The 26,334-nt window shown below is 65.2% G+C and carries 25 protein-coding genes, 1 tRNA gene and 1 pseudogene; 15 read left to right on the top strand and 12 right to left on the bottom strand.

Annotated features, from left to right (window positions below; genetic code table 11):
* Nucleotides 1–155 precede the first annotated feature (155 nt).
* From ACU6XJ_RS25285 to ACU6XJ_RS25265, 5 genes are all read left to right on the top strand, one after another.
* Entirely contained in the window at nucleotides 156–1,496 is a 1,341-nt protein-coding gene (locus tag ACU6XJ_RS25285; protein WP_476316666.1) for an HNH endonuclease, read from the top strand.
* 298 nt (nucleotides 1,497–1,794) lie between these two features.
* Nucleotides 1,795–2,991 (top strand): DUF262 domain-containing protein, encoded by a 1,197-nt coding sequence (locus tag ACU6XJ_RS25280; protein WP_476316663.1) that lies wholly within the window; start codon nucleotides 1,795–1,797, stop codon nucleotides 2,989–2,991.
* A 28-nt stretch (nucleotides 2,992–3,019) separates the two neighbouring features.
* Nucleotides 3,020–3,787 (top strand): HEPN domain-containing protein, encoded by a 768-nt coding sequence (locus tag ACU6XJ_RS25275; protein WP_476316660.1) that lies wholly within the window; start codon nucleotides 3,020–3,022, stop codon nucleotides 3,785–3,787.
* Between the two features lie 1,080 nt (nucleotides 3,788–4,867).
* The gene (locus ACU6XJ_RS25270; protein WP_476316657.1) at nucleotides 4,868–5,164 is read left to right on the top strand and encodes a hypothetical protein; all 297 of its coding nucleotides are present in this window, start codon (nucleotides 4,868–4,870) and stop codon (nucleotides 5,162–5,164) included.
* Nucleotides 5,165–5,579: 415 nt separating this feature from the next.
* A complete protein-coding gene (locus tag ACU6XJ_RS25265; protein ID WP_476316654.1) occupies nucleotides 5,580–7,163 on the top strand; it encodes a transcriptional regulator in 1,584 nt (527 codons plus the stop codon).
* Here the strand turns inward: ACU6XJ_RS25265 and ACU6XJ_RS25260 are convergent, their stop codons facing one another.
* The 3 genes from ACU6XJ_RS25260 to ACU6XJ_RS25250 all read right to left on the bottom strand — a co-directional run bounded on the left by ACU6XJ_RS25260 (nucleotide 7,164) and on the right by ACU6XJ_RS25250 (nucleotide 9,599).
* Entirely contained in the window at nucleotides 7,164–7,511 is a 348-nt protein-coding gene (locus tag ACU6XJ_RS25260; protein ID WP_476316651.1) for a signal peptidase I, read from the bottom strand.
* A complete protein-coding gene (locus ACU6XJ_RS25255; protein ID WP_476316648.1) occupies nucleotides 7,512–9,113 on the bottom strand; it encodes a transcriptional regulator in 1,602 nt (533 codons plus the stop codon).
* A gap of 147 nt (nucleotides 9,114–9,260) precedes the next feature.
* Nucleotides 9,261–9,599 carry an XRE family transcriptional regulator gene (locus ACU6XJ_RS25250; RefSeq protein ID WP_476316645.1) on the bottom strand — a complete coding sequence of 113 codons (339 nt, stop codon included), beginning with the start codon at nucleotides 9,597–9,599 and terminating at the stop codon, nucleotides 9,261–9,263.
* A 211-nt stretch (nucleotides 9,600–9,810) separates the two neighbouring features.
* On the opposite strand from ACU6XJ_RS25250, the gene ACU6XJ_RS25245 reads away from it, so the two are divergent.
* The 7 genes and pseudogenes from ACU6XJ_RS25245 to ACU6XJ_RS25215 all read left to right on the top strand — a co-directional run bounded on the left by ACU6XJ_RS25245 (nucleotide 9,811) and on the right by ACU6XJ_RS25215 (nucleotide 15,485).
* Nucleotides 9,811–10,032 carry a helix-turn-helix domain-containing protein gene (locus tag ACU6XJ_RS25245; protein WP_476316642.1) on the top strand — a complete coding sequence of 74 codons (222 nt, stop codon included), beginning with the start codon at nucleotides 9,811–9,813 and terminating at the stop codon, nucleotides 10,030–10,032.
* Nucleotides 10,029–10,373: a WhiB family transcriptional regulator gene (locus tag ACU6XJ_RS25240; protein WP_476316639.1), complete on the top strand. Its 345-nt coding sequence runs from the start codon at nucleotides 10,029–10,031 to the stop codon at nucleotides 10,371–10,373. Before ACU6XJ_RS25245 ends, ACU6XJ_RS25240 begins: the two co-directional genes overlap by 4 nt.
* Nucleotides 10,370–10,708, top strand: a complete 339-nt coding sequence (locus ACU6XJ_RS25235) for a hypothetical protein (RefSeq protein WP_476316636.1) — start codon at nucleotides 10,370–10,372, stop codon at nucleotides 10,706–10,708. Before ACU6XJ_RS25240 ends, ACU6XJ_RS25235 begins: the two co-directional genes overlap by 4 nt.
* A gap of 59 nt (nucleotides 10,709–10,767) precedes the next feature.
* Nucleotides 10,768–11,396 (top strand): annotated as a pseudogene (locus ACU6XJ_RS25230) (hypothetical protein).
* Nucleotides 11,393–13,579, top strand: a complete 2,187-nt coding sequence (locus tag ACU6XJ_RS25225) for a cell division protein FtsK (RefSeq protein ID WP_476316633.1) — start codon at nucleotides 11,393–11,395, stop codon at nucleotides 13,577–13,579. Before ACU6XJ_RS25230 ends, ACU6XJ_RS25225 begins: the two are co-directional and overlap by 4 nt.
* A gap of 150 nt (nucleotides 13,580–13,729) precedes the next feature.
* Nucleotides 13,730–14,395 (top strand): recombinase family protein, encoded by a 666-nt coding sequence (locus tag ACU6XJ_RS25220; protein ID WP_476316631.1) that lies wholly within the window; start codon nucleotides 13,730–13,732, stop codon nucleotides 14,393–14,395.
* Entirely contained in the window at nucleotides 14,379–15,485 is a 1,107-nt protein-coding gene (locus ACU6XJ_RS25215; protein ID WP_476316628.1) for a recombinase family protein, read from the top strand. Before ACU6XJ_RS25220 ends, ACU6XJ_RS25215 begins: the two co-directional genes overlap by 17 nt.
* On the opposite strand, the gene ACU6XJ_RS25210 is transcribed toward ACU6XJ_RS25215, so the two are convergent.
* Together ACU6XJ_RS25210 and ACU6XJ_RS25205 are read right to left on the bottom strand one after the other, a co-directional pair.
* A tRNA-Leu gene (locus tag ACU6XJ_RS25210) sits at nucleotides 15,467–15,551 on the bottom strand. The two genes, ACU6XJ_RS25215 and ACU6XJ_RS25210, sit on opposite strands and share 19 nt — an antisense overlap.
* A 62-nt stretch (nucleotides 15,552–15,613) precedes the next feature.
* Entirely contained in the window at nucleotides 15,614–16,558 is a 945-nt protein-coding gene (locus ACU6XJ_RS25205) for a Bug family tripartite tricarboxylate transporter substrate binding protein (protein WP_476316625.1), read from the bottom strand.
* 174 nt (nucleotides 16,559–16,732) lie between these two features.
* Here ACU6XJ_RS25205 and ACU6XJ_RS25200 point away from each other — a divergent pair, with 174 nt between their 5' ends.
* Together ACU6XJ_RS25200 and ACU6XJ_RS25195 are read left to right on the top strand one after the other, a co-directional pair.
* The gene (locus ACU6XJ_RS25200) at nucleotides 16,733–18,061 is read left to right on the top strand and encodes a M20/M25/M40 family metallo-hydrolase (protein ID WP_476318627.1); all 1,329 of its coding nucleotides are present in this window, start codon (nucleotides 16,733–16,735) and stop codon (nucleotides 18,059–18,061) included.
* Between the two features lie 300 nt (nucleotides 18,062–18,361).
* The gene (locus ACU6XJ_RS25195) at nucleotides 18,362–19,279 is read left to right on the top strand and encodes an alpha/beta fold hydrolase (protein ID WP_476316622.1); all 918 of its coding nucleotides are present in this window, start codon (nucleotides 18,362–18,364) and stop codon (nucleotides 19,277–19,279) included.
* On the opposite strand, the gene ACU6XJ_RS25190 is transcribed toward ACU6XJ_RS25195, so the two are convergent.
* The 7 genes from ACU6XJ_RS25190 to ACU6XJ_RS25160 all read right to left on the bottom strand — a co-directional run bounded on the left by ACU6XJ_RS25190 (nucleotide 19,276) and on the right by ACU6XJ_RS25160 (nucleotide 25,272).
* Nucleotides 19,276–19,839, bottom strand: a complete 564-nt coding sequence (locus ACU6XJ_RS25190) for a TIGR03086 family metal-binding protein (protein ID WP_476316619.1) — start codon at nucleotides 19,837–19,839, stop codon at nucleotides 19,276–19,278. The two genes, ACU6XJ_RS25195 and ACU6XJ_RS25190, sit on opposite strands and share 4 nt — an antisense overlap.
* 93 nt (nucleotides 19,840–19,932) lie before the next feature.
* Complete coding sequence (locus ACU6XJ_RS25185) at nucleotides 19,933–20,715, bottom strand: carbohydrate ABC transporter permease (RefSeq protein ID WP_476318625.1); 783 nt, start codon at nucleotides 20,713–20,715, stop codon at nucleotides 19,933–19,935.
* Between the two features lie 28 nt (nucleotides 20,716–20,743).
* Complete coding sequence (locus ACU6XJ_RS25180) at nucleotides 20,744–21,646, bottom strand: carbohydrate ABC transporter permease (protein WP_476316616.1); 903 nt, start codon at nucleotides 21,644–21,646, stop codon at nucleotides 20,744–20,746.
* Nucleotides 21,647–21,650: 4 nt separating this feature from the next.
* Nucleotides 21,651–22,892, bottom strand: coding sequence for an ABC transporter substrate-binding protein (locus ACU6XJ_RS25175; RefSeq protein WP_476316613.1), 1,242 nt, complete (start codon nucleotides 22,890–22,892; stop codon nucleotides 21,651–21,653).
* Nucleotides 22,893–22,984: 92 nt separating this feature from the next.
* Complete coding sequence (locus ACU6XJ_RS25170) at nucleotides 22,985–23,197, bottom strand: DUF5703 family protein (protein ID WP_476316606.1); 213 nt, start codon at nucleotides 23,195–23,197, stop codon at nucleotides 22,985–22,987.
* The gene (locus tag ACU6XJ_RS25165) at nucleotides 23,194–24,165 is read right to left on the bottom strand and encodes a YncE family protein (RefSeq protein WP_476316603.1); all 972 of its coding nucleotides are present in this window, start codon (nucleotides 24,163–24,165) and stop codon (nucleotides 23,194–23,196) included. The genes ACU6XJ_RS25170 and ACU6XJ_RS25165 overlap by 4 nt, the downstream gene beginning before the upstream one ends.
* A 144-nt stretch (nucleotides 24,166–24,309) precedes the next feature.
* A complete protein-coding gene (locus ACU6XJ_RS25160) occupies nucleotides 24,310–25,272 on the bottom strand; it encodes an aldo/keto reductase (RefSeq protein ID WP_476316600.1) in 963 nt (320 codons plus the stop codon).
* Between the two features lie 154 nt (nucleotides 25,273–25,426).
* On the opposite strand from ACU6XJ_RS25160, the gene ACU6XJ_RS25155 reads away from it, so the two are divergent.
* The gene (locus tag ACU6XJ_RS25155; RefSeq protein WP_476316597.1) at nucleotides 25,427–26,263 is read left to right on the top strand and encodes an undecaprenyl-diphosphate phosphatase; all 837 of its coding nucleotides are present in this window, start codon (nucleotides 25,427–25,429) and stop codon (nucleotides 26,261–26,263) included.
* Nucleotides 26,264–26,334 lie beyond the last annotated feature (71 nt).

The following is a 26,334-nucleotide window of genomic DNA, read 5'->3' as shown; positions in this document are numbered from 1 at the left end:
TGGCGCAAGGGCCAGCGGAGCAACTGGGGCTCGATGTTGCCGGGAAATCTCCCGGGTGGCTGTGTCCGAGGGGGGAGTTGCACACTAACCACACGGCTTGCTCTCGCTGAACGCGCTTGAACGCTGGCTCTAGCGTCCCTACCAGACTGCGAGTCGTGTTCGTTTGGGGCGCGTCGCCCGAAGTCTGTCGTGTCTGCGTCTTAAGCTGCGGGTTTGGGGTGCAGAGGGAGGCACGAGACGTGGTGGCAAGCGGAGATCTGGTGGCCGCGGTAGGGAGGCTGAATCCGGCTGGTCCTCCAGATCAACCGGTGAGGCATCAGGCGATTCTGTTGTTGTGGGCTATCGGCAGGGCGAGGCGAGGTTTGTCGCGGCTGGTCCGCTGGGCGGAAGCGCAGGAGCAGTTGCGGCCGTTGTTTGTTGCACTGGGGCGTCCGGGCAGCAGGCCGACGCCCGAGTACCCGTTCCTCGCCTTAAAGGGCACCGGGTGGTGGGAGTTGCCGGACGCAGTCGACTCCGTTCCCCGTGCGCATGGGTCGGTGCCGTTGACGTGGCTCAGGGAGCACAATCCGCTGGGCGGTCTGCCTGCCGACGTCTATAACCTGCTTCGCACGGACGAGACTGCCCGAGCCGAGGTAGTGCACGCGTTGCTCGGCCGGTTTTTCAAGGATGGCCAGGCGTCTGAGGTGTTGGAGATGACCGCCTTGACCGGCGAAGGGGACGCGGCTGGCGTCCGGCCGTTGCGTGATCCGGCGTGGGCGTGGGACGAACTGGTTCTGGCTTGCGCCCTGGTCGCCTGCAATGGGTGGCGTGAGCTGTCATCGGAGCACCCATCGGTGGTGGAGTTGTCCGAGCTGTTGCAGGCGCTGCCCATTCATCCGTCCCCGGTGCGAGGGCTGAGGTTCCGCAGCCCGGACAGCGTGCGCCGGAAGATGGCCGATATCGCGACACGTCACCCTGACTCGCAGCGACGGCCGACAAACGGCGGAAAGCTGGACCTAGAGGTACTGACCGCGTTCCTGGAACGCCCCGAGGAGATGCACGCGATCGCCGACCTACTACGGTCCGGCGTTCGCACTGGAGAGTTCGCGAACCTTCCGGACGATGACCAGCTGGCGAATGATGAAGACGCGGTATCGGAGGGCCGGTTGCTGGAGCGCAGGCACCTACGCCGCGAGCGTGACCCACGCCTGCGCAGGCGCAAGATCAAAGCGGTTCTCGCTGAGCGCGGCTGCCTGGAATGCGAGGTGTGCGGATTCGACTTCGAATGTACCTACGGCCCCCGCGGGGCGGGCTACGCCGAGTGCCACCACGTCGTCCCTCTCCATGCATCTGGTGAAACAACCACCCGGCTGGAGGATCTCGTGCTGTTGTGTGCAAACTGCCACCGCATGATCCACCGCGGCACCCAGTGGCTCACTCCCGCCCAACTCCAAGACGTCGTCCAAGCGCAGCACAGAATTGTCACCACTCGCGACAGCCATAGCGCTCGCCACTAACAAGGATTTCAAGTCCTGCTGACATGAACCTGGAGCATCAACCGCACGCCTGGTTCTCCCGACGCTGGCGGAGCATGTAGAAGACTCGCTGCTCTTGAGCCATAGAGGAGGGGTCATCGGACGTGCCCACGGGATCGCAAAACACGAGCAATGCACATCTTCGGTCACGGTTGTAACGGTAAGCTCCGAGGCGGTCCTGCTTCGGAGCCTCTTCCTGTAAAGCCGGACGCGGAAACCATGGCGTATCCATCGTAACGTGTTGTTCGACTCCATGGTCTAGTCGAGCTATGCTGAGCCAATGAGCGCGAGTCCAGTCGAGATTGCAACCGAGGATGTAGAGGAATGGTTCGAGCAAGAAAGTGAAGATGGCGAACCATCTCGTGACAGTGGGACTATAGATCCCGAACAAAAGTACGCGGTAAGTCAACTCCGCGTAGTTCGCGAAACTAAAGATTATCAGCTAGATTATTTGCGCCATGCATTGCAACCGGGGAAGGAGCTGATAGATACGAGTCCCTCGTATCAGCGACGACTTCGCTGGTCCAATAAAAAAAAGTCTTTGCTCATCGAATCGTTTTTGTTGAATATTCCGGTTCCGCCGATATTCTTGTTCGAGCGGGATTACAATGAGTATGAAGTGATTGACGGCCGTCAGCGACTTGAAGCTATTAACGCGTTTCTATCAGACGAGTACGCGCTAAGCGGCCTTGAATATTGGCAAGAGCTTAACCGCATGCGTTTCAGCAAATTGCCGCCAGTCTTGCAAAAAGGCCTGCTTCGGCGAAGTCTGCCGGCTGTCGTCCTTCTTGCTGAAACAAAAGAAAAGACAGAAGATGGGCTCGATGTTCGCCATGTCCTTTTTGATCGCCTGAATACAGGTGGGACCAGGCTCAATCCTCAAGAGCTGCGGAACGCGCTTTATCCAGGAAGTTTCAACGCGCTTCTTATCAGACTGGCCCGCTCCAGCCCTTTCACGGAGATATGGGGGATTCCTCCTCACGTCGAAGGCGAAGAGCGGGAGCCGACGGAGGAACTTCTGCGCAATCCTTTGTTCGCCTCCCTGGCGGATGCAGAGTTGGTGCTACGTTTCTTTGCCCTCCGTGATGCGATTACCTATAATAGAAAGGGCTCGCTCCGATCAATTCTAGATCGCTACATGGAGTCGAATGCGTCTGTGGATGCGAAAACCGCCGAAGCCATGTCAGAACAATTTCAAACGTGCCTCACACGCTTGAAAGGAGTGTTTGGGGATACAACATTCCGGCTCAATACGAAGCGTCTCAGTCGGCCGTTGTATGACGCACTCATGATTGCTCTAAGCCAGCATCCTGAGATCGATATAGAAGCTAACGTGTCACACATTCGAGCTGCACTCAAAAACGCCCTGGAAGACGGCGACGACTACGAAATCCTGGTGGGTCGCGGTAATACGATTGATGCTATCCATCAACGTGTTGAACTTGCGACTAAAATCCTCCACACAGGAAGCAAGTAACCGCCGAATGACATCAGTAGGCTTCGCCTTGAGCGAGTTTCACGAAGACCTTCAGCGAACTCGCGACTTGCTCCTGCTCATAAAAGAGTTTCGTCGTTTTGCGGGAAGCTCTGCACCCGTGGAAGTTCGGGAAGCTAAAGTTCCGTGGCCGGAAGCAATCGACTTGGCAAGTGCCGCACCGCAGGTTCGAACCGATCTTCCGTTACTTTCGGGATCAATCCTGTTGTATATCTGCGGACGATTCGAATACTTTGTTCGTGAGCTAGTGATCAATTTGGCCGAGGATATGGCGGCTAAAGTCTCATCGTATAGAGAATTGCCGGAACGGCTGCGAAACGAGCTGCGCACCAAGACACTGGAGGTTGCGCTAAATCCAGGAAGATTCGGGTATACTCTACCTGAGGCTGAGCAACTGCTGGTCAATCTATCAAGTAACTTGGACCCAGCACGGGACGTACCTGGGGTATCAATCACGTCCAAGGTGCTCGGCATCACGGACGCGAATATGAATCCCGGCACTCTGGCGGATGTACTTAAGCGCGTCAACATCACAGACGCTTGGACAGAACTAGGCAAACAGGCTCGCCTTAAAGCATATCTTTGCAAGGGCGCGGATAAGGACTGCACAGTCGAAGCTAAAACTCGGCTGGAGGCATTGATGAAGGAGCGGAACGGCATAGCGCATCCAACAGGTGAAACTTCGTTCCCTGACCCAGACCAGGTATTGGCGTCTTCAGACTTTCTCAAGGTTCTATCGGAGGTAATCGCAGACCTAGCGCAGGTGCCGAGACACTAGCGGTCAAATCTGGAGCATGTGACGACAACCTTGAAATAACAGTTGTGTTTCAGGACCGGGATCGGCTGGCCGGGGCTTGGCAGACCCCAGCACGGTTCAGCGGATCTGAGAAGCCACGGTGAACGGGATATGCGATCTCCGGCTGCTGGACCAAGCACGAGATCCTGCTGGGACAGACTTGGACGACGTAGCTGCTGGCCAAGTGATTTTTTGTGGGTATGGTCTGGCGTAGATCGTTCGGTCGTGCCAACACGTGCACCCCGGTCACAGCGAGCGGCGGGGTGGCATGCGGCAGAGGGCGAAGCGGGATTGGGCGCTTCCGCCGCAATTGGGCCAGCGTCAAAGTCACTGCTTACTCTGAACTCATTGGTAGTCTCACACGGTTCGTTTCCCGTCGATCCGCATGCTGGCGATGGCATCATCCACAATGAACCGGACGGTGGAGCAAACTGCTTGGCCACGCCGCTTGGCAGATGGAGCGTTGCCGTTGAGACCGTCCCACACGGCCCGGATGCCTGGCCCGCGGGGACACCTAGTAAGGGACGGCCGATTGGCCTCTTGACCTGCATGTTGGCCGCTAGTTCGATGTCGGGACGGTCGAGCGGACCGTGTCCTGGGTGTCCTGTAGAGGCGTTCGAGAGGCTTAAGCGACCGTCCAGAAGGGGACGGTGGACCTGTCGCTCATTGCTGCCTACCTGATCAGGCCTCTACGGCTCCCACTGTGCTTATGTCGCGGTTGTGGCGTGTGTAGGTCGTTCCGCTAATTCCGTGCCGACACCAAGCTGATTTTCGGCTTGTTGCCGGCGTTCGGAGGGGTGTGGATCGTGCCTGATGTTGGGACCGGACTGGTCGCGCGTCTCTGGACGGTTTGGATCACGAACGCGGCTGACTTTGTTGAGCATGCGGTGACCGATGAAGAGATGGTCATCGGGATGGCTGGCGGGGTGGGGGAGTACGCCGCGGTCTGCGGGGCGATAGTCATCAGCGCGCCGATGACCGAAGAGCCCTGGTCTTGTTGCCCTCGGTGCGTCGCGTTTCTGCGTGCGCGGGCGACGCTGCGCGATCTGGAGCGGCGGCGGCATGGCCAGCCTGGTCGGTTCGCTCGCTTGGTCAGGTGGCTTTATGGCTGACCGCTCGCTTCCGCTGCTCTTGGTGCGGCTGCGGAAGGGTGTCGTCGGCGAGAGCCGGCGCGTCGTGCACATCGTGCCTGTGCTGGTCGACGGCTCGGTACCTGCTGTGCCGACGGCATTGTGTGGGGATGTGCTCGACTTTGCCGAGGTCCACGTCCTTCAGGAGATCGAAGGCATGCCGTGCTTCGGCTGCCTTGTTCGGGTGCCCCGGCCGCGTTCCTCGGAGTTGCCGGTCAGTCGCGTCTAGGGACACAGAACGGGTCTGCCGGTTCACGATCGATCGTGAACCGGCAGACCCGTTGCGGTTTTGGGTGTGGGACCGGCGCGGAGGGGAGGCCGTCGCCTGCGACCACAACGCGCCGGTCCCCGTGCGGACTCCGGGGGAGCTGACGGTCCGGAGTCCGAGCCTCGGCCAGGAGCGGATCGGCCGGGCGCCGCGGTCGGGGGGCGCGACGCCCGGCCGAAGTTCGGACGGTCCGGGGCGGGTTGAGGCGGACGCGGAAGCTGTCCCCCGCCGCCGGACGGTTTGACTGACCTCTTCGGCAGTGGTCTGTGTCAAACTGAAATCATGCTTTCATCAGCATTCGGTCAGCGGAACGCCGTAGGCACGACATGCTGACGACATGGAAGAGATTCCCTAGCGCGGGCGGGAAGAGGCACCGATGCGCACGTTCCGAACAGTGCTCGAACAGAAGATCAAAGAGCGGCGGCTGACTCTCGAAGAGTTCGCCGAGTACGCCGAGGTGTTCGCGCGTGAGCATGGGGAACCCGCAACGCTCAGCGTGCGGCATCTACAGCGATTGATCGCCGGGTGCGGTCCCAACGGGAAGCCGCTCGGTGCTGTACGGCCGGCAACCGCGCGGCTGCTCGAACGCATTCTTGGCGTCGATATGGACGAACTGCTTTCGCAACCGAGGAACGGGAAGGTTCCAACCCCTGCGGGCGACTCGACCGACTGCCGGAGCGCTGCCCTTGGTGGTGCGTTCGGGTGGCTTGACGAGTGTGCTGGTTGGCTGCCGGGGACGACTCAACGAGATGTCAGATCCCGCGTGAGGACCGTCGACTCAACCGAGTTGCTCGATCGGCAGGCGTGGAGGACAAAGGTTGGCCGGAGTCGGCTGTCACAGGCTCTCGCTGGCTACTACCGGGACTGGGCGCCGGGGTACGGGGCCTACTGCGTTCGGCACCGGGGTCGGGAGATCGGAACCAGCATTGTCACCCGGCCGGAGTGGCTGGACGTGGCCTGCCCGCTGACGGCGGATAACGACCAGCTCGCTCTGCTCAGCGGGGAGCAACGGCGTCAGGCTGCTCGCGGGGACGTCAGCACCCGCCATGCGGTAGAGCGGCTTGTTGAGGCGGCTGCGCTGAATGTGCGGCTTACCGATGGTCCGCTGTATCGGCTGCTCGATATCGACCTCGCGGCGGATGCCATCCGGGGAACAGTCGGGTTGGTTCCGTTCGTTGAGTACGCCTTGACGATGGACCTGCTTGAAAGCGAGTTGGCCGATGCCGTCGTTGCCGATGCCGAGGTGCTGCCTGGTGGCCTGCCGCTGAGGGATAGGTATCTGCCGGACGCGGCTTCTGTGCTCGACCTGTCTGGTCGGTTGTGTGCGGGTGGTGTGCTTGCGCTGTGTGCGGTTGCCCGGCCGTCTGATCCTTACCGGGGACCGGCTGACTACGCGCTTTTGGTGCAAGAACGGTCAGGCCACGTTCTCAATGCATCCGGTCAGCTTGCAGTCATTCCGAAGAGCTTCCACGAGCCGCTGAACGATTTGCGGGTTGACGCGCGAGTGGGCGCCACATTGCGGCGGGAAATGGAGGAGGAGCTTTTCGGTCGTGTTGAGGTTGACTGCACGATAAATGATCCTCGCATTGCCGCGCCGATGCACCCGAGCAGGCTGTCCGAGCCGATGCGGTGGCTGATGGGGAAACCCGGTCGTCTCAGGTTGGAGTGCACCGGTTTCGGCCTGAATCTTGTGAGTGGAAACTATGAGTTCGCTTCACTGGCCGTCATCGAGGACGACGAGTTTTGGACTCGTTTCGGCGGGCAGATTGAAGCGAACTGGGAATCGTCTGGGCTACGCGTCTACTCCAGCTTGGACTGCCAGATGTTGGGTGACCTTGCCCATGACGAATCGTGGAGTAATGAAGGGTTGTTTGCCTTTCTCCAGGGCGTTCGGCGATTGGGGGAGATCGGCGGAAGCCGCGTGAAACTGCCGATTATCGAGTGGGAGGTGAAGGCCTGATCAGGACGCTGATGGCCAACGCACAGTGATCACTACGGAGTCCTCGATGGCCTCCCATGAATGATCGATGCCTGGACCCCAGACCGCGTAGTCGCCTTGGCGGGTCAGGGCTGCGGGGCCTTCGGTCAGGTCGACGCGGAAGTTGCCCTGTACCAACAGGACCATGGTCGTGCGCTGGTCGTCTGATGTCCACTCGGGACGCTTGTCCCCGGCCGGGTGGATGCCCCACTTGACTTCGACATCCTTCGTGAAGCGGATGCCTTCCGATGGGTCGATGAAATGGCCGAGCAGCCATCCGCGGGTGTCGCGACCGTCGTCAGCGGCGTTTCCGTAGTGCCAATTGCTCAACTAACTTACCTTCCATTCGATCGCCGGTAGGTCGACCCGGATGCCGCCGATTTGGATCAGTCGCCGCAGTCCTTGGAGGAACGCGAACAGTCCTTCGTTGCTCCAGGTTACATCACTGATCAGTTCGGTCAGCAGCTCGCGGTCCAGGCTGGAGTATTGGCGGATTGATGCTGTTTCCCAGTTTGCTTCTATTTGGCCGCCGAAGCGGTACCAGAAATCTTCGTCTTCTACCACGACAAGCGAGGCGAACTCGTAGTTGCCGCTGACCACATTGAGGCCGAAGGCTGTGCATTCCATTCTGAGGCGGCCGGGACGTTCCATGAGCCAGCGCATGGGTTCGGAGAGCCTCGCGGGGTGCATGGGGTCGGCTGCTCGGAGTGCACCGACTGTGGTGTCTATGTCGTTTCGGCCGAAGAGTTCTTCTTCCATTTCTCGGCGGATTGTGCCGCCGATTTGGAGGTCGGCGCGGAAGTCTGTCAGCGGCTGGTGGAAGCCTTTGGGGATCACGGCCAGGCGGCCAGCGGCGTTGACGACGTGACCGGATCGTTCCTGGACCAGCAGGAGGTAGTCCCCTGCGCCGGTCAAGGGGTTTTCGGGGCGGGCGATGGCGCAGAGGGCTAGAGCTCCGCCGCCGCAGAGGCGGTTGCGGAGGTCGAGCACCGACGCGGCGTCGGGTAGGTGGTGGTTTCGCAGGGGGAGGCTGCCCGGTCGGGGCGGGGTTCCTGTGGCTAGAGCGTCTATCAGCTCGCCTTCGAGCAGGTCGACGGTCAGGGCGTAGTGCAGGAAGTGGCCCACCTCTGCTGAGCCGCTGAGCATGCCCTTGCTCGGGTTGATCTCGCGGAGACGGTAGAGCGGCATATCCACGAAGCGAATGCCTAGCGCGAGGGTTTCGGCGATGCGTTGAGCCGCCAAGCCCGCGGCCTGCTCGTCCAGGATGTGGCCGTTCGTCAGCCTGGGCGTGAGCTTGATGCGGTCGGTCGCCGGCGCCAGTGTGCATTCGAGGTCCAACCACTCTGGGCGGGTCAGGATGCTGGTGGAGACCTCGTTGTCGCCCTCGTAGTGGGCGCCGTACAGACCGTGGGACACGGGGCGATCTGCGTAGTACTCGGCGAGTGCCTCGGCGACCTCGCGTTGGTTGATTCGGCCTCGGCGGCGACCGCGCTCCAACAGTTCGCCGAGGTCGAGCCTTGCTATGCGGGACGCCACATCGCGAAAGGCGGTGCCTGTTGGCCAACCGGCGTGTTCGTCCAGCCAGCCCAGGGCAGCGCCGATGTTGGGGTCGTCGTTGAGCCTGCGGGCTGCCGCCTCGGCTGCGGCCTGGTCGTGTTGCACGCTGGCGCTGCTTCCGGGGTCAGGGGCGATGTCGAGGGCGTCAGCGGCGAGCTTCTCGAAGCGCTCCTTCGCCGAGGCGGATGCGCGTTCCAGGGCGGTATCGAGCAGTTGCTGAATGTCCGACTTCGGGCGGAGGTCGGGTTTCTGGTGCCAGTTCGCGACTGCGCGGGTGCTGACATCCAAGTGGTCGGCGAACGCCTCGTTGCTCATGCGGAGCGCCGCTTGTAGTGCACACGCGGTTTTGCCTGTCCAGCCGTCCAGCAATCTCATTCCGTGGCCCCCGGAATTGGGATTTGCATTGAAGGTGCACTGGTTGTGCAGTGGATATGCGCTGGTCGTGCATGGTTTGTCAGCTGCTTTCCGGCTGGAATTGGAGCCATGGAAAACAGCCGCTTCAGCAGCCGGAAAACCTCGGTACTACCGGGACTTGCGGACATGTTCGATCACAGTTGCGAGATCGGATTTGAGGCCGTTGAGGGCTTCCGTGATCTCGACCAGGCGCTCTTCGAGGGTGTCCAGGCGAGCCCAGACCGCGTTGCGGCCGTCGATCACCGGATCGTCGGGGGCTGGTGGTTCTTGGCCGTGCAGCACGGATTGCAGGTGTTGCGGGTGCCAGCCGAGGGTGAGCGACAGGGACTCCAGGGTCCGCGGGCTGCGGCGGCGTTCGACGGTGTTGTGCTGGATCTCGCGGACGATGGCCAGCGAGACGTGCGAGCGCTCAGCGAGTTCGCGCTGACGCCAACCGAGCTCGCTCACGCGCTGGTTGATTGCCTTCGAGACTGCTGCCCAATCTTCCGTCACCTATTCCTCCGCGCTCCGCCTCGGCGCCGAGATTAGCGGTTTCTGGCAATTCATCGTGCTGACACGGCGCGGCTTGGTCGCGCTGGTGATTCCCCACGTCTTTCTTGAGCCGAAATCAATCGAAAATCGCTGAAATCAGCATTTTCATGATCGAAGGACTCTACTCATGTGTATTCGCAATAGCAAATCACTGCGGCCTGCTTTCTACTCCGTGCGGGAGGTCGCCTGGATTCTCAACGTCTCGCCTGCGGCTGTCTCGCGAGCGATTCGAGTTGGAACGCTGCCTGCGGTTCCTCGTAACGGTGCGGTCGTGATTCCCGCGAGCGCGCTTGCTCGACTGCTCGGGGTGCCCTCCGAACAACGCGGGACTCCCGGGGGTGGCGTATGACCTCCGGCGACGAGTCTTGGCTGATTGACATTGCTCGGCGGCTGGACCGGCTGCGACTGGTACCCGACGCCGTGCTGCTCGGCCTGGTGCTGCGGGACGGAACCTGCTCTTGGGTGCTCGATGAGCAGCCGCCGTGGCAGGACGAGGTTATGACCGATCGGGAGTTGGCCGCGCGGATCTGCGCGGGCTGCCCGGTGCTCGATGAGTGTTTGGAATTGGAACTGCGAGCCGCTGGTGAGCACACGGTAGGTGCGTGCGGCGGTCTGTCCGAAGAGGACCGACGCGCGTTGTTTCAGGTCTGGCGTGAACGGCGCTCCCGTGAGGGAGGTGAGCGTTCATGAACGCGGTCAGCCTGACTCCTACTCAGCTCATGGCGGGGGTGGGTGTGCTGCTCGTCTTGTTCTGGGCATGGCGGGCGGGTGCTCGCCGGGCAAAGGCGGCGGCTGCCGCTGCTCGGAGCGGTGCTCACTTGATGTCGCTGGCCGGACGCGTTGGCTTCAATGCTGCGCTGATCGTCTGCGTGCAGTGGGTGGTGATCAGCTATGGCGGCAGTAAGTGGGCGCTGCTCGCGGTGCTGGGGCTGCCTGCGCTGTTCGCGGCCTACACGCTCACCAAGGCGTTGACGGTGACGACGTACGACATTCCCCAGCAGCGGCGGGGCGGTGATCGACGATGAACGGATCGGCGAAGGGTGGGCGGCTTCGGCCGCCTGCCCGGCCGGGTGGGTCGGAGCCGGTGGCTCGGGTGGCGGTGCAGGTGGACCGACTGTGCTGGACCGGCATCCTGCTCGGGTTGGCGTTCACCATGACCAACGTCCAGCAGTTCGCGGCGGCTGGCTCGGTTGCGTGGTCGTTGGCCTGGTCTGCGGCGTGGCTGCTCGACCCGATGGTGTCGCTGGTGCTGCTGGCCATCCTGCGGGCGGAGCAGGTGACCGCTCGATACGGCGTTCGGATGGGCGGGTGGGTGCGGACGCGAAGTGGTTCACACTCGCGGCCACCTACGTCATGAACACCTGGTCGGCGTTCACGGCTGGCTCGGCCGCGCTGGTGGTGTTGCACTCGGTGCCTCCGTTGGTCGTGTTCGTGGCTGCCGAGGCGGTGACCGATCTCCGGGAGAAACTCGGCATGGCGGTCGACGCGACGTTCATGAACGCGGGGGAGCGGGAGGCGGAGCCGATTGCTGCCGATGAGCCGCAGAAGGCGCCGCGGACGTCCTTCGCGGACTACTTGGCCTCGGCGCGAGCTGCACGGACGCCGGATGTGGTCGTAACTCCAGCGTGGGTGCGCGAAGCGACCGGGTGCTCGCGTGGGCTGTCCTCCCGGCTCGCCGCCGCGTTGCTCGCCGAGGGCGGGGTGCGTTCATGAACGGGGCTTCGGACATGGACGGTCTGCCGGTGCCTGTGGCGTCGCGGGAAGTTGTCCGCGCCGACCCCGTGTACGACGGGGAGCTGGTTGACGAGCAGCCGATAGCTGCGCGGCAACCGGTCGGGCGTCGGGTGCGGAGTTGGTGGGAGCGTTCACGGCGGGTGCCTGGTGCGCTGAAGTCGCGGCAGGCTGCCGGGGAGGCGGCGATGGATGCCGTCGAGTGGTTGTTGCGGTCGCCGTTCCGGTACCTCGGTGCGGTGGGGCGCGGCCTGGTGGTCGTCGTTCGGATGTGGCGCCGGTGGGTGCGGGTGCTCGACTATCGCGAGGCCGCTGAGCAGTCGGAGAAGCTTGCGGACAAGTTCGTGGAGATCCGCGAGCTGACCCTGTTCCGGTGGCGGGTGACCGGGATCGTGTCGGCGGTCGTACTTGGCGCGGTGGTCTTGGCGAACCTGCTCTACGGCGAGCTGGTGCTGTGGGCTGCTGCGGCGGTTGCCTCGGTGGTGCTCGCCTTCGCTGGGCGGCAGAAGGACGGTTCACCGGGTCGGAAAGCCGTGCTCGCCGGTCCGCGGACGCTGACGTGGACCATGGACCCACAGGTGTTGGTAGACGCGTTCCGGGACGCGAAGCTGATCGGCAAGGACGAGGCGCTGCGACTGGTGGAGCGAGCTGCTCGCGTTGGCGATGGCTGGGCGATCACGGTTGACCTTCCGGCGACGCGGAAGGCCGCAGACGTGATCAAGCATCGGGATGCGCTCGCCTCGGCGCTCGCGGTCGATGAGGTTCAGCTCATCGTGGAGCGGGTGCGCGGCCGAGGCGGACACGCTGGGCGGGTATTTCTGTGGGTGGCGGACGAAGACCCATACACGGCTCCGCCGATGCGGACACCGCTGCTTGACGTTCAGCACTGGGATGCATGGCGGCCAGTGCCTTTCGGCCGGGACGCGCGGAACCGGCGGATTGATCTACCGCTCGTGTGGACGTCGCTCTTGGTCGGCGCGATCCCGCGGCAGGGCAAGACCTTCGCTACTCGGCTGGCAGCGGGCGGTTTGATTCTGGACCCATTCACGCGGCTGTACGTCTTCGACGGCAAGGGCGGAAAGGACTGGGAGGCTGCCGAGCAGGTTGCCTACCGCTACGTCTGTGGTGATCAGCTCGAAGACGCCGAGGCGGTCCGGGATTACCTCGTGGAGCTGGTCGCCGAGGTCCAGGCGCGGTACATGCGGATGTCCACTTTGGATGACGAGATCTGCCCGGAATCGAAGATCACGCCGACGATCTCGCGGGATACACAACTTGGGATGCCGATCACGGCGGTGATCATCGATGAGGTTCAGGTGTTCTTGGAGAACCTGACCCGTGAGCAGGTCGGTGGGAAGAAGATGACCCTCGGCGAGTACATCGCCGATCTGCTGACGTACCTGGTTTGGAAGGGACCGGCGGCGGGGATCATCGTCATCCTGGCCACTCAGCGGCCGGACTCGAACACGATCCCGTCGCGCCTGCGGGCGGTGCTTGGCTCGCGGTTCGCGCTGCGGGTGATGGACTGGCGCGATTCCAACATCGTGCTGGGCGAGCAGATGAACACGCGTGGGTACGACGCTTCGACGCTGCTGCCGAGTCACAAGGGGGTCGGCATCCTGCGGCCGGACGGTGAGACGGACGCAGGCGCGGACATGCTCGCGCTAACCGTGCGGACCTATTTCATGCCGAACTCTGACTGGCGGGAGATCTGCGCTCGCGGCCGTGCGCTGCGGGAGTCTGCCGGAACGTTGGCCGGTCACGCGGCCGGCGACGACACCCGCCGCGCCATTGATGCCGCCAGTGTGGTCAAGGCGCTGGGATCAGGCGCGGCGAACGTTGCCAATTTGGCAACCGGTGAGGTGGTTGAGCTGCCGGAACCGTTGGCGGCGGTCGTGGAACACCTCGGCGAGGATCTCGACCGGGGCGGGCGCGACTTCGTGCCTACCGCTGAGCTGGTCGAAGCGCTCGAAGTGGAGGCCACCGCGTTCGCGCGGCAGATGGGCGAGCTGGGCTGTCGACCGACACGGCAGTACGTGTCGGCCGAGGACGGCGACGGTGTGCGGCGTGTCCGCGGCTACCTGACGGCGGAGATTCGCGACGCTGTGCAGCGCGTTTCTGATGAAATCGGCTCGCAGGCTGACCTCGGAGACGAGCAGTCATGAGCGAGCAGGAGCCGGGTTGGGCCGAGATCGAAGTCCGCGTTCCGGAGGAGATTCCTCGGTTGACAAGGGAGGTTAGTTGCATACTGGCTGCCATACTGGTCGAGCTGACTGAGGTTCCGGTCGTCGACGGACCTCCGAGAAGGAGATCAGATGACTGTTGAAATCAGCCGAGACCCATGGGCGACCTTGGATGACCTGCTAGGCGTCGAAGTCATCGAAGCGGCTGACGTGGCGATTGGGCCGGTGGCCTTCTACGGGCGGTGCTCGACCGAGGACAACCAAGATCCTGAAACGTCGCTGGGTTGGCAGTTGGGCAACGCGCGGAAGTTCGTGGAGCCTCTCGGCGGCGTGGTGGTGGCGGAGTACTTCGATATCGGTCAGTCGCGGTCGGTGCCGTGGGAGCGGCGGCGGGAAGGTCAGCGGTTGCTGGCCGCGCTGAAAGACCCTCTCCGGGGTTGGGATGCGATCGTCGTTGGTGAAGGCACGCGGTGCTGGTTCGGCAACCAGTTCTCTTTGATCGCGCCCCGGCTCGCCGCGTACGGCGTCGACGCCTGGGTACCGGAGTTGGGCGGGAAGTTCGATCCTCGGAACCCCTCGCACAAGATGCTGATGAGCGTGCTGGGCGGGATGAGCGAGTCGGAGCGTCAGCATGTGCAGGCTCGGGTTCGCGCGGCCATGGATGCTCAGGTGCTCAGCGAGGGGCGGCACCAGGGCGGGAGGGCGCCATACGGGTATGTGGTTGTCGACGGAGGACCGCATCCCAAACCCCCGGAAGGCGGCAGAGGGTTTCAGGCTGCGCGTGCTGGCGGTCGATGAGCCCTCCGCCGAGGTGGTACGCCGGATCTTCGCCGAGTACCAGTACGGGATGGGGGACCGGGCTATCGCGAACGGGCTGAACAGGGACGGCATACCGTGCCCCTCAGCGCGGCGACCGGACCAGAACCGGCATCGGCTTGCGGACGGCTGGCAGGGCAGCACAGTTCGGGCGATCTTGGAGAATCCGCGGTACACGGGATACGCGATCTTCGGCCGGTGGACCAAGCACGAGACCTTGCTGGACCCGGATGATGTGGCGGCGGGGCACGTGACGAGGTTCCGGCGGTCCGGTTCGGGGCAGATCGTTCGGTCGCGCCAACCTGCCCATCCGGCCATCGTGAGCGTGGAGGATTTCACGCAGGCTCAGTTCCTGCGCAAGTCGCGTGCGGCGGGTGGCATGCGAGGGCGAGCGAAGCTGGAGCGGACGCGGAGCAGCGGCACGCGTGCGTATCTGCTTCGGGGCTTGGTCCGGTGTGGGTACTGCACACGGAAAATGCACGGGGCGATCATTCGCGGACATGACACCTACTACCGGTGTCTGGCGCGTTCGCTGGCTCCCGGATCGCCTGCTCTGGCTGATCACCCTCGAACGGTCAACCTGCGGGAAGCTGACCTGCTTCCGCCGCTCAACGAGTGGATCGGGCGGCTGTTCACCCGTGAAAACCTTGATCAGACAGTGGCTGCGCTGGTGGCCTCTCAAGCAGGTACCGCGAGCACGGCGAGCGCCGAGGCCGCTAAGAGGCGGCTTGTGGACGCCGAGGCGCGGCTACGGCGGTTCCAGGACGCCATCGCTGCGGGAGTTGATCCCGCGGTGGTCGAGGCGATCAACGACGCCGAGGCGCAGCGCGCAGCGGCGCAGGCGGAGTTGAGCGGTGCGCCTGCCCCGAGCACGCTGAGCGAAGCCGAGGTTTACGCCATGATCGACTCGCTCGGTGACGTTGGGGCGGTGATCAAGCAGGCGAAGCCTGAGCGGCTGGAGAAGCTGTACGCGGAGCTGCGGCTTGAGCTGCGTTATGACAAACAAAAAGAGTTCGTCGACGTGACGACCTCTCCGCGTGTGTTTAGCGAGTGTGTCCGAGGGGGGACTTGAACCCCCACCCCCTTAAACGGGGACTAGCACCTCAAGCTAGCGCGTCTGCCATTCCGCCACTCGGACCTGCGGGTTGTTGTGCCTGGATAGCGTAGCTGATCGACTTTGGGGGGCCCAAATCGGGGTGGTCAGCCTATGCCGGAGCGGTGGAGGATGGTTTGGATGCGGGTGGTTTCGGAGGCTATGAAGGTGGTGGCTTCGGGGCCGGACTTGTAGAAGTCTTGCCAGTTGTGGGCGGCTACGGTGCGTTGCCAGGGGGCGGATTTGTGCATGCGGTCGATCAGGGTGGTTAACGCGGTGCGTTGGGGTGGGGTTAGGTCGGGTGGGGCTACCAGGCCGCGCCAGTTCATGAGTTCTACGTCGTAGCCTGCGTCTTTGATGGTGGGGGTTTGGGGGCCGCCGGAGTAGGCGAGGAGGCGGGCTTTTCCGGTGTCCAGGAGGTCCTTGTATTCGCTGGCGCCGCCTACGGCGACGGGGATGGTGCCGTTCATGAGGGCTTGCTTGGTTTCGCCGCCGCCTGCGTACTCCGCGTAGTTGACGGCGGTGGGGTTGATGCGGGCGGCCTCGGCGAGGAGGCCTACCAGGATGTGGTCGGTGCCGCCGAGGGAGCCGCCGCCCCACTTCATCGCGGTGGGGTCGGCTCGCCAGTCGGTGATCAGCTGTTGCAGGGTCGTGTACTTGGATTTCGCCGGGACGAGGATTGCTTCGGGTTCGGCGGTCAGGGTGGCTATGGGGGTGGTTTGGGTCAGGTTGACGTCCGCTTTGTTGACCACGATGCCGCCTACCATCACCAGGCCGGTGACCATGAGTTGGTGAGGGTTGCCGCGGTGGTCTGCCAGTTCGGAGAGGCCGAGCATGCCTGCTAGGCCGGAGACGTGGTAGAGCTCGACCTGTTGGTCGGTGAGTTTGGCGTCCTCGATGGCTTCTTGGACGGCGCGGCCGGTGAGGTCCCAGCCGCCTCCGGGGGACGCGGGCACCATCACGTACAGGGTGCTGGACGGGAACTGGGCGGCGGGGGCGCCGCACGAGGTGAGCAGCAGGAATACCGCCGCCGCCAATCGGAGTTTCCGCATGTGCAGCCCTTCGCCCGAACATCGGCGTTGATGCCGGATCGGGTCATGGTGGGCGGGGGCAGGGCTGGGGTCACCGATTCGGTCATGAAAACAGTTCTGTTCATTCCGTTCATGGAGTACGGCGAACGGGGGGTAGCGGGTGCGCGATGGTAGGAAAGGGGCGTGAACCCGAACATGACGTATCGGCAGGCCGGAGTCGAGACCGCAGTCGGTGAGGTGGTGGGGATCGCCAGTGAGCTGATCCGCATCGACAGCACGAACACCGGGGAACAGGGCACCGTGGTGGGGGAGCGGGCGGCCGCCGAGTATGTGGCCGAGCGGCTTTCCGACGTCGGTTATGAGGTCACCTACCTCGAATCCGGTGGGAAGGGCCGCGGCAACGTGTTCGCCCGGCTGCCCGGTGCTGACTCCAGCCGGGGGGCGCTGTTGGTGCATGGGCACCTTGATGTGGTGCCTGCCGACGCCTCGGAGTGGTCGGTGCATCCGTTTTCGGGGGCGGTCCAGGACGGGTATGTCTGGGGGCGCGGCGCGGTCGACATGAAGGACATGGTCGCGATGACGTTGGCCGTGGCCCGGCGTTTCAAGCGGGACGGGATCGTTCCGCCGCGGGATCTGGTGTTCGCGTTCCTCGCTGACGAGGAGGCGGGCGGGTATTTCGGGTCGCAGTGGTTGGCCGACAACCGGCCGGAGCTGTTCGAGGGGTGCACGGAGGCGATCGGGGAGGTCGGTGGCTTCTCCGTCACCGTGAAGGACGGCGTCCGGGCCTACATGATCGAGACCGCGGAGAAGGGGATCGCCTGGTTGCGGCTGCGGGTTCGGGCCCGCGCGGGGCATGGCTCGATGCTGCACGAGGACAACGCGGTCACCCAGCTGTCGGAAGCCGTGGCGCGGCTGGGACGGCATCGGTTTCCGATTGTGCTGACCGACTCCGTTCGGGAGTACCTGGCCGCGATGAGCGAGTTGACGGGGCTGGAGTTCCCCGAGGACGACCTGGAGGGGTCGGTCGCCAAACTGGGCAACGTGGCCAGGATCGTCGGGGCCACGCTTCGGGACACCGCCAACCCGACGATGCTCAACGCCGGGTACAAGGCCAACGTCATCCCCTCCACGGCGGAGGCCGTGGTGGACTGCCGAGTGTTGCCGGGGCGCAAGGCGGCGTTCGAGCGGGAGCTGGACGGGATCCTGGGGCCGGATGTGGAGCGGGAGTGGATCGCGGACCTGCCCGCGGTGGAGACGACCTTCGACGGGCACCTGGTGGACATGATGTCGGCCTCGATCCTGGCCGAGGACCCCGGCGCGAAGATGCTTCCCTACATGCTCTCCGGCGGTACGGACGCCAAGGCCTTCAGCAGGCTGGGCATTCGGTGCTTCGGGTTCGCCCCGCTGCAGCTGCCCGCCGACCTGGACTTCAGCGCGTTGTTCCACGGGGTGGATGAGCGGGTGCCGGTGGACGCGCTGCGGTTCGGGGTGCGGGTGCTGGATCGCTTTTTGCAGAACTGCTGACGTCCTGGGAATCCGCCGACCAGCGGCCTCCAGTTCGCTGGTCGGCGAACTCCAACAGGGGCTTGGGCCTCGTGGGGGTAACACGGTCGCCCAATGCTTGCTCCACCAGGGTTTCGCGGAGCGTGCTTCAGTGTGGCACGGGGCGCGCGGCGTTGTCTGTAACCGTGCACGCTCGGATATTCAGCACACACGCGCATCGTGTTAGGTCTACACCGTCGGCTTGCTCATCCAGGTGAGCAAGCCGAGGCGGGAAGTGGCGTTCATCGCGTCGATCGGGGGTCTGGGAAATATATTCGTCGCATGCCAGAATCCGGACCCATGCCCGATACGCCGAATGCCGGACCTCCCGAGTTCGTGTTGCAGGACGGCACCAGTCTGAACGTGCAGATCACCGGTGACGCCGAGGCGCCCGTCACGGTCGTCCTCGCGCATGGTTTCGCCTTCGACCACCGCGTCTGGCACAAGCAGGTCCAAGCGCTGCCCGACGCGGTGGGCCAGCCGGTGCGGATCATCACCTACGACCACCGCGGCCATGGTGCGTCGGGACCCGCCACCGAGGAGACCGCCACCATCGAGCAGCTCGGTGACGACTTGGCTGAGGTCATCGAGCGGTTGGCACCCGAGGGCAAGGTGGTCGTGGTCGGCTACTCCATGGGCGGTATGGCCCTGATGGCGCTATCCGAACGTCGGCCGCGGCTGCTCAAGCAGCGTGTCGGCGGTCTGCTGTTCGTCGCCACCGCGGCCAAGAAGCTGGCCGAGTCCTCGCTGAAGTGGCCACAGCCGCTGGGCAAGCTCGTACAGGACCTGGAAAGCATCTTCGGCCGCAAGATCGTCAAGGCAGTACGCACAGCGATCACCCCCGCCAAGACCGCGGGCCTGAAATGGTGGCTGTTGGGCGACAAGCCCTCCGCCGCCGACGTGAAGCTCACCGCGGACATGGTGTGGTCGAACTGGCCCGACACAATGGCGATGTTCCGTCCCGCGTTCGACCGCTACGACCGGATCGCGGCTCTGCGGGTGGTGAAGGACTCCGGCATCCCGGTCGCCGCGATCGTCGGTGACGACGACAAGCTGTGCCCCGAGGCGCATGCGGAGATCATCGTCAGCGCCACGGGCGGGGGAGAGGCCGTCGTGCTGCCCAAGGCCGGGCACATGCTGCCGCTGGAGCGGGCCGACGAGGTGACCGCGGCCATCGCGAAGCTGGTCCGCGGCGTCTAGGGACGCCGTCCGACCAGGGCGATGAGCTTGGTCTGCGTGTCGGAGTTCGCGGGGACCTCGACGGGCGGGTCGAAGATGCTGCTGTCCTGCCAGTTCTCGATCTCGGGCTTGATGCGCCGGTAGACGTCGGTGACGAGGTGGTCGTCGAGGGCGGTCGCGGCGTCGATGCCGCGGGCCAGGTCCCAGCTGTGCACGGTCAGATCCGTGATCATCTGCCAGGCGTAGTCCTCGGCGGGCATCCGGCCGCTGCTGACGTTCACCTCGTGGTCCAGCGCGCCCAGCGCGTGGAAGGCCTGCCGGGACTCGCGGGCGGCGAACTCCCACCTCGAGACCGGGTCGTCGTCGAGCACGTCGCCGCTGTAGCGGTCGCCGACCTCCTCCAGGGTGGCGCCGCGCAGCAGCCACGGCGCCCACAGGTGCTCGCCGGTCAGGTGGTTGACCAGGTCGCGCACCGTCCACTCCGCACATGGAGTCGAACGGTTCCACTGGTCGTTCTCGATCTGCCGCACCCTGCGGTCGAACTCCTCCAACGCGATGTCGAAGGCCTCCAAGATCTCCATGCGCCCCATCCGAACACGGCTGGAAAACGCACGCCAGTCGAGCGCTCAGAACTGCACATTAGGCCTGATCATCAGCAAAATCGGCCCAGCCGCCTATCCCTTGATGCCGGTTTCGGTGACGCCGCGGATGAGGTAGCGCTGGAGGAAGGCGAAGATCAGCAGGGGTGGGACGATCGAGACGGCGGCGCCGAGGAAGAGCAGGGGCAGGCGGGGGTTCTGGTCGTTGAGGAACGTGGACAGGGCGACCTGGATGGTGAAGGCGGAGGAATCCTGGGCGACGATGAGCGGCCACAGGAACGCGTTCCAGGCGGCGATGAAGTTGATCACGGCGAGGGCGGCGAAGAAGGCGCCGGAGTTGGGGACCACGATGCGCCAGAAGGTGCCCCAGTAGCCGAGGCCGTCGACGCGGGCGGCGTCCTCCAGTTCGCGGGGGAAGGCCAGGAAGTACTGGCGGAACAGGAAGGTGGTGAAGCCGCTGAACAGGCCGGGGATGATCAGGCCGCGCAGGTCGCTGACCCAGCCGAGGCTGGAGACCACGACGAAGGTGGGCACGAACGTCACCGACAGCGGGATCATCAGCGTCGCGAGGACGGCGTAGAACACCTTGTCGGCGTGCCGGTAGGGAATCCGCGCGAGGCCGTAGCCCGCCATCGAGCACAGCAGCAGCTGGCCCGCGGTCTGGAGCACCGAGACCAGGGTGGAGTTGACCAGGCTGTTCAGTACGGGGGCGGCGGTGGAGGTGAACAGCTCGGTGAAGTTCTGCCAGCGGATCTCCCGAGGGAACAGGGTCCACGAGCGGGCGGTGATCTCGTCCTCGGAGGCCAGGCCGTTGCGCAGCAGCAGGTAGAACGGCAGCAGGAACAGCAGCGCGGCGATCACCAGCGCCACCAGGCGGATACCCGATCTAAGCACGGTCACCTGCCAGGCTGCCGGTGCGGAACAACTTGGCCTGCGCCACGGTCACGATCGCGATGATCAGGGCCAGGATGATGGCGCCCGCGCTGCCGTGGCCGAGGTCTTGGCCGCCGCTGCCGAGCGCGGTGTAGTACAGGTACACCAGGGGTGGGCGGCCGTAGGGTGGGTAGTTCCTGGTATTGCCGAGGACGTTGTAGAACTCGTCGAAGGCCTGGTAGGCGTTGATCAGGCAGAGCAGCACGACCGCGGCCGAGGTGGCGCGCAACAGGGGCCAGGTCACGTGGCGGAAGGTCTGCCAGCCGGGGGTGGCGCCGTCGATCCACGCCGCCTCGTACAGCTGCTGCGGGATGCGTTGCAGGCCCGCGATGAACAGGATCATGTAGAACCCCAGCTGCAACCACAGGCGCAGGGTGATCAGCACGACCCAGTACAGCGGCGGGTCCACGGTGCCGGTCCAGGCCACGGCGTCGACGCCGAAGGCGCCGAGGATGGTGTTGGCCAAGCCGTAGTCGAGGCCGTTGAAGATGGACATCTTCCAGATCAGCGCGGCCACCACGTAGGAGCACGCGGTGGGCAGGAAGAAGGCGGAGCGGAAGAACGCCCGCGCCACCCGCACCTGGTTGACCAGCAGCGCAAGGCCCAGCGACAGCACGAACGTCAGGGGAACGACGAACACCGCGAACAGGGTGAAGGTGCCGAGGCTGTCGGTGAAGGCGGGGTTGCCGAGCAGGTCGAGGTAGTTGCGCAGGCCGACGAACACCGTGGGGGTGACGGTGTTGTAGGCCTCGAACAGGCTGAGGACCACGCTCCAGCCGATGGGCAGGTACACGAAGATCAGCAGGCCGGCCAGGAAGGGGCCGACGAACAGCCAGAACGAGCGCGCGGTCCGCATCGGCTCAGCCGAACAGGCGCTTCAGCTCACCGTTGACCGTCTGCACCGCCGCGCGCAGGGGCACCGTCGGATCGTCGCCTTCCTTGACCGCCTTGCTCACCGCGTCGGACAACGCGGTGCTCATGGCCGGGGTCCACGCCGGGCCGTCGCTGAGCCGACCATGATCGGTGACGTACCGCACGACGTCGGCGGCGGGGCCGCTGGTGAGGTTGGCGGAGCGGGTCAGTTGGCTCTTGCGGGCCGGGATGTGGAAGCCGTACTTGGTGACGAACTCGACCTGGTGGTCCACCTGGTCGATCCACAGCCAGCGCACGAAGTCCTTCGCCTCGTCGACGCGGCCGCGGGCGTTGACCATGGCGCCGAACGCGCCGACCGGGACCGAGGCGAGGCCGTCGCCGTCGAGCTTCGGGAAGGGGAGCACGCCGACGTCGTCGCCGAACTTGGCGGTGATCTTGGGCATGTTCCACAGGCCGGTCCACTGCATGGCCGCATACCCCTGGGTGAAGGCGCTGGCGTCGGCCCAGTCGGCGGGGGAGCCCAGCAGCAGGCTGCCGGATGCGTTGAGCTCGCGGAGCTTGCCGATCGCGGCGGCGGCCCGGGGGTCGTCGAAGCCCACCACGTAGCGACCGTCCCGTTGCGTGAGCTGGTCGAGACCGGCCGACCACAGCAGCGGGCCGGTCAGCACCGCGACTCCGCCGTCGTTGCCCGCGAACAGACCCTTCATCCCGTCGCGGGTGAGCGCGCGGGCGGCCGCGACCAACTCGTCCACCGTGGACGGCGGTTGGAGGCCCGCCTGCTGGAGCAGGCTCTTGCGGTAGTACAGGACCTGGGTGTCGACGGCCTGCGGGATGCCGTAGACCTTGCCCTCGAAGGTGTGCGCGGCCAGCACGACCGGGTTGAAGTCGTCCTTCACCGCGGCGATCATGTCATCCAGCGGGGCGACCGAGCCGGCGCGGGCCCAGTCGATTTTGATCTTGTCGGCCTCGAACACGTCGGGGACGGCGCTGTTCTGGAGGGCGGTGGCGATCTTGGAGTCGTAGTCGCCGGGGTTCCACTGGACCCGCACCGGCGTCTTCGTGTACTCGGCGGCGAAGCGCTCGACGGCTTGCTGGACGCCGTCCTCACCATAGGCGTGGTACCACTGGGTGAGCCCGTCGGAGGAGCCGCCGCGGCCGGTGTTGGAGCCGCAGGCGGTGGCGACCGCGGCGGTGCCCGCCAAGGCGATGAAGTTGCGTCGGGTGATCACGCTGTGCCCCCTGAGTGTCCCGTTGTGACCGTCAACCACCCTCGCGCCTGGTGCATTCCCCGTGCTCCAGGTGCGCGATCAGCGTTTCACGCCTACGGCATCGCCGCCGCCACACCGAGTGCGGTGCGCTTGCGGCGCAGCCACACCTTGCGGCTGCCGTCGGAGTAGAGCCGGACACGGGACAGCTCCCAGCCCGTGAACTCGGCGTGGATGGCCAGCTGCATCGCCGTCGTCACCCGGGAAACCCCGGCAGGCAGTCGCAGTGGCCGGTACTCCCAGTCGCCGTCGATCACCCCATCGTTCATGGCTGCACCACCTGTAGCCCTTCACCTCGTGCGGATGCCACGAACACCCGCCCACTGCTTTCGTCCACCGCCACCGCGTTCGGCTGACCCACGGTGGGGAAGCGGAACTTCTCGACCGGCTCTCCGCCCGCCACGTCGAAGGCGACAAGCTCGTTGCGCTCGGTCAGCGTCACCCAGGCCAGGTCGCGTGCCTGGTCGTAGGCGATCGCGTACGGGCCGCCGGGCAGCGGGTAGCGCTGCCGCATGATCAGCGGTCCGGTGGAGAAGGCGAGGAACTCCCCGCCCCGCACGTCGACGGCGAGCACCCGGCCGTAGCGGTCCTTCACGCCGTTGACCGCGCCCTCGCCCGCGCGCAGCGTGGAGGTCGCCTGCCGGGTGGTCAGGTCGACCTCGGTGACGGTGGAATGGCGGCGGTCGACGACCACGGCGCTGTCGCCGTTGCCGGGCAACACCACGGCGGCGCCTTTGAGGCCCTCGGCGCGGCCCGCGCCGACGACCTCGACGGTGTCGCCCAGCGCCAGCACGGTCTTCTCGCCGACGACCGCGGCGCCGACCGGTTGTCCCTGGGTGTCGATGGTGTTCACCGCGCCGTCGGTGATCGTGATGCGCAGGACCTTGGCCGCGGTCGGGATCGGCGCGAACAGCGTGCCGCCGCGGGCGATGAGCTGCTCGGCGACACCTGGCAACGCGATGGTGCGGGGCTCGGCGGCGAGGTCGGTCAGCGAGAACAACAGCACGCGTGGCGGGCTGTCGGCGGCCACGGCCAGCGTCGCGCCGTCCACCACGGCCGCGGTGGACGGGGGTAGCTGCCGCACGGAACCGGCGGGCTGGGCCGCGAGCGGCGATGGCGCTGCCGTCGCCGCCGGGCGGTCGTCACCGGCGCCATCCTCCTCGCCGCTGTCCTGCCCGGTGGAACACCCCGCCAGACCCACGATCCCGGCGAGCACCACCACAGCCAGTCGACGCAAAACCGACCTCCTCGTCACCCCGGACATCCGGTGTTTCCACGACCGGCGTCTGGGTATCTGTCCAGCATGCCCCTTCTCCCCGCCGGGGTCACGCAACCCGGCCGGAGAAGACCTGTTCGGAGCTTTCCCTGCGTGCTGAGATTCTCAGCCGAAGGGGCGTTCGGGATAGCCCAGTTCGAGATGGCTCACATCGTCCAGCGCCGCGCGGATCGCCTCGGGTAGCTCAAGCTCCTCGGTGTCCAGCGACGCCGCGAGTTGGGCGGAGTCGCGGGCGCCGACCACCGGCGCCACCACGCCGGGGCGGTCGCGGACCCAGGCCAGCGCCACCGACAGCGGCGAGGTGCCAAGGCCTTCGGCCGCGGTGCAGACGGCCTGCACGATCCGGGAGGCGCGTTCGGTGCGGTGGTGGTCGACGTAGGGGGCGTAGTGCGGGGTGGCGCCGCGCGAGTCCGCGGGCGTGGCGTTGCGGTATTTGCCGGTCAGCACGCCGCGGGCCAGCGGCGCCCAGGCCAGCAGGCCGAGGCCGTGGTGCGCCGCGGCGGGCGCGACCTCGCGCTCGATGCCGCGTTCCAGCAGCGAGTACTCCATCTGCGCCGACACCAGCGGGACCGTGCGCTGCGCGGCGGCGGTGGCCAGCTGCCAGCCGCTGTAGTTGGACACCCCGCAGTACCGCACCTTGCCGCTGGTCACGGCGGTGTCCAGTGCCGCGAGGGTCTCATCGAGCGGCACCGACGGGTCCCAGGCGTGCAGTTGCCACAGGTCGAGGTGCTCGACGCCGAGCCTGCGCAGGGAGCCGTCCAGGGCTGAGAGCAGCGCGCCGCGGGAGGCGCCGCCGCCGAACGGCCCGTCGTGGCGGCGGGCGACGGCCTTGCTCGCCAGCACCACATCATCCCTGGTCACGACGTTGGCGAACATTGATCCCAGCATGCGCTCGGCCTCGCCGTCGGCGTAGACGTCGGCGGTGTCGACGAGCGTGCCACCGCTGTCGACGAAGGCGACCAGTTGGATGGCCGCCTCCTCGGCGTCGGTGTCCCGGCCCCAGGTCATCGTGCCCAGGGCGAGACGCGACACCCGGAGTCCGCTGCGGCCGAGTTGACGTTGCTGCACCCACAAAGACTAAAACCCGGTGCGCCGGCAAGCATGATCGCCACGCACATGCCAGGATTTTCGACTTTCGCGCACGAAACACCCCACGCAGACGCCTGTGGCCTGGTCGCTAGAGTGCGGCCACGCACCGAAGCCGTCAGGAGTGGCATAACGCATGACCTGGTTGCAGGCCCTGGTACTCGGACTCGTCCAGGGGTTGACCGAATTCCTGCCCATCTCGTCATCGGGACATCTGCGCATCGTCTCGGAGCTGTTCTTCGGCTCCGACGCGGGCGCGTCGTTCACCGCGGTGACCCAACTCGGCACCGAGGCTGCCGTGTTGATCTACTTCGCCAAGGACATCGGGCGCCTCACGATGACCTGGTTCCGCGGCTTCACCAGCGCCGAGGTGCGCTCGACCTTCGACTACAAGATGTCCTGGTACGTCATCATCGGCACACTGCCGATCGGCATCCTGGGCTTCCTGTTCAAGGACTACATCGAGACCTCGGCCCGCAACCTCTGGCTGATCGCCACCACACTGGTGGTGTTCGGCATCCTGCTCGGCCTGGCCGAGCGGTTCGGCCCGCAGCAGCGGGCGCTGGAGAACATGACCATGAAGGACGGCGTCCTGATGGGCTTCGCCCAGGCCATGGCGCTGATCCCGGGTGTCTCGCGGTCCGGCGGCACCATCACCGCGGGGCTGGCCATCGGCCTCAAGCGTGAGGTCGCCACTCGGTACTCGTTCCTGCTGGCCATCCCCGCCGTGGTGGCGGCCGGTGTGTTCAGCCTGCCTCGGGTGTTCAACCCGGAGCACACCACGGGCGTGGAGCCCTCGGTGGCGCAGATGATCGTGGCCACCGTGATCTCCTTCGTCGTCGGCTACGCCTGCATCGCCTGGCTGCTGCGGTTCGTGGCCAAGCACAGCGTGTACGTGTTCGTCTGGTACCGAATCCTGCTCGGCCTCGGCATCTTCGGTCTGCTGGCCGCGGGCACCATCACCGCGACCTGAGCGTCGTGGGGTGAGCGGCGCCCGCCGCTCACCCCACGGCTGCCGCGCACGCTTTGCGGCTACTCTCGTTT

It is taken from the genome of Actinorectispora metalli (assembly GCF_056323685.1).
Note: the sequence above shows the minus strand (reverse complement) of the source record. Positions and strands in the feature narration are given on the sequence as shown.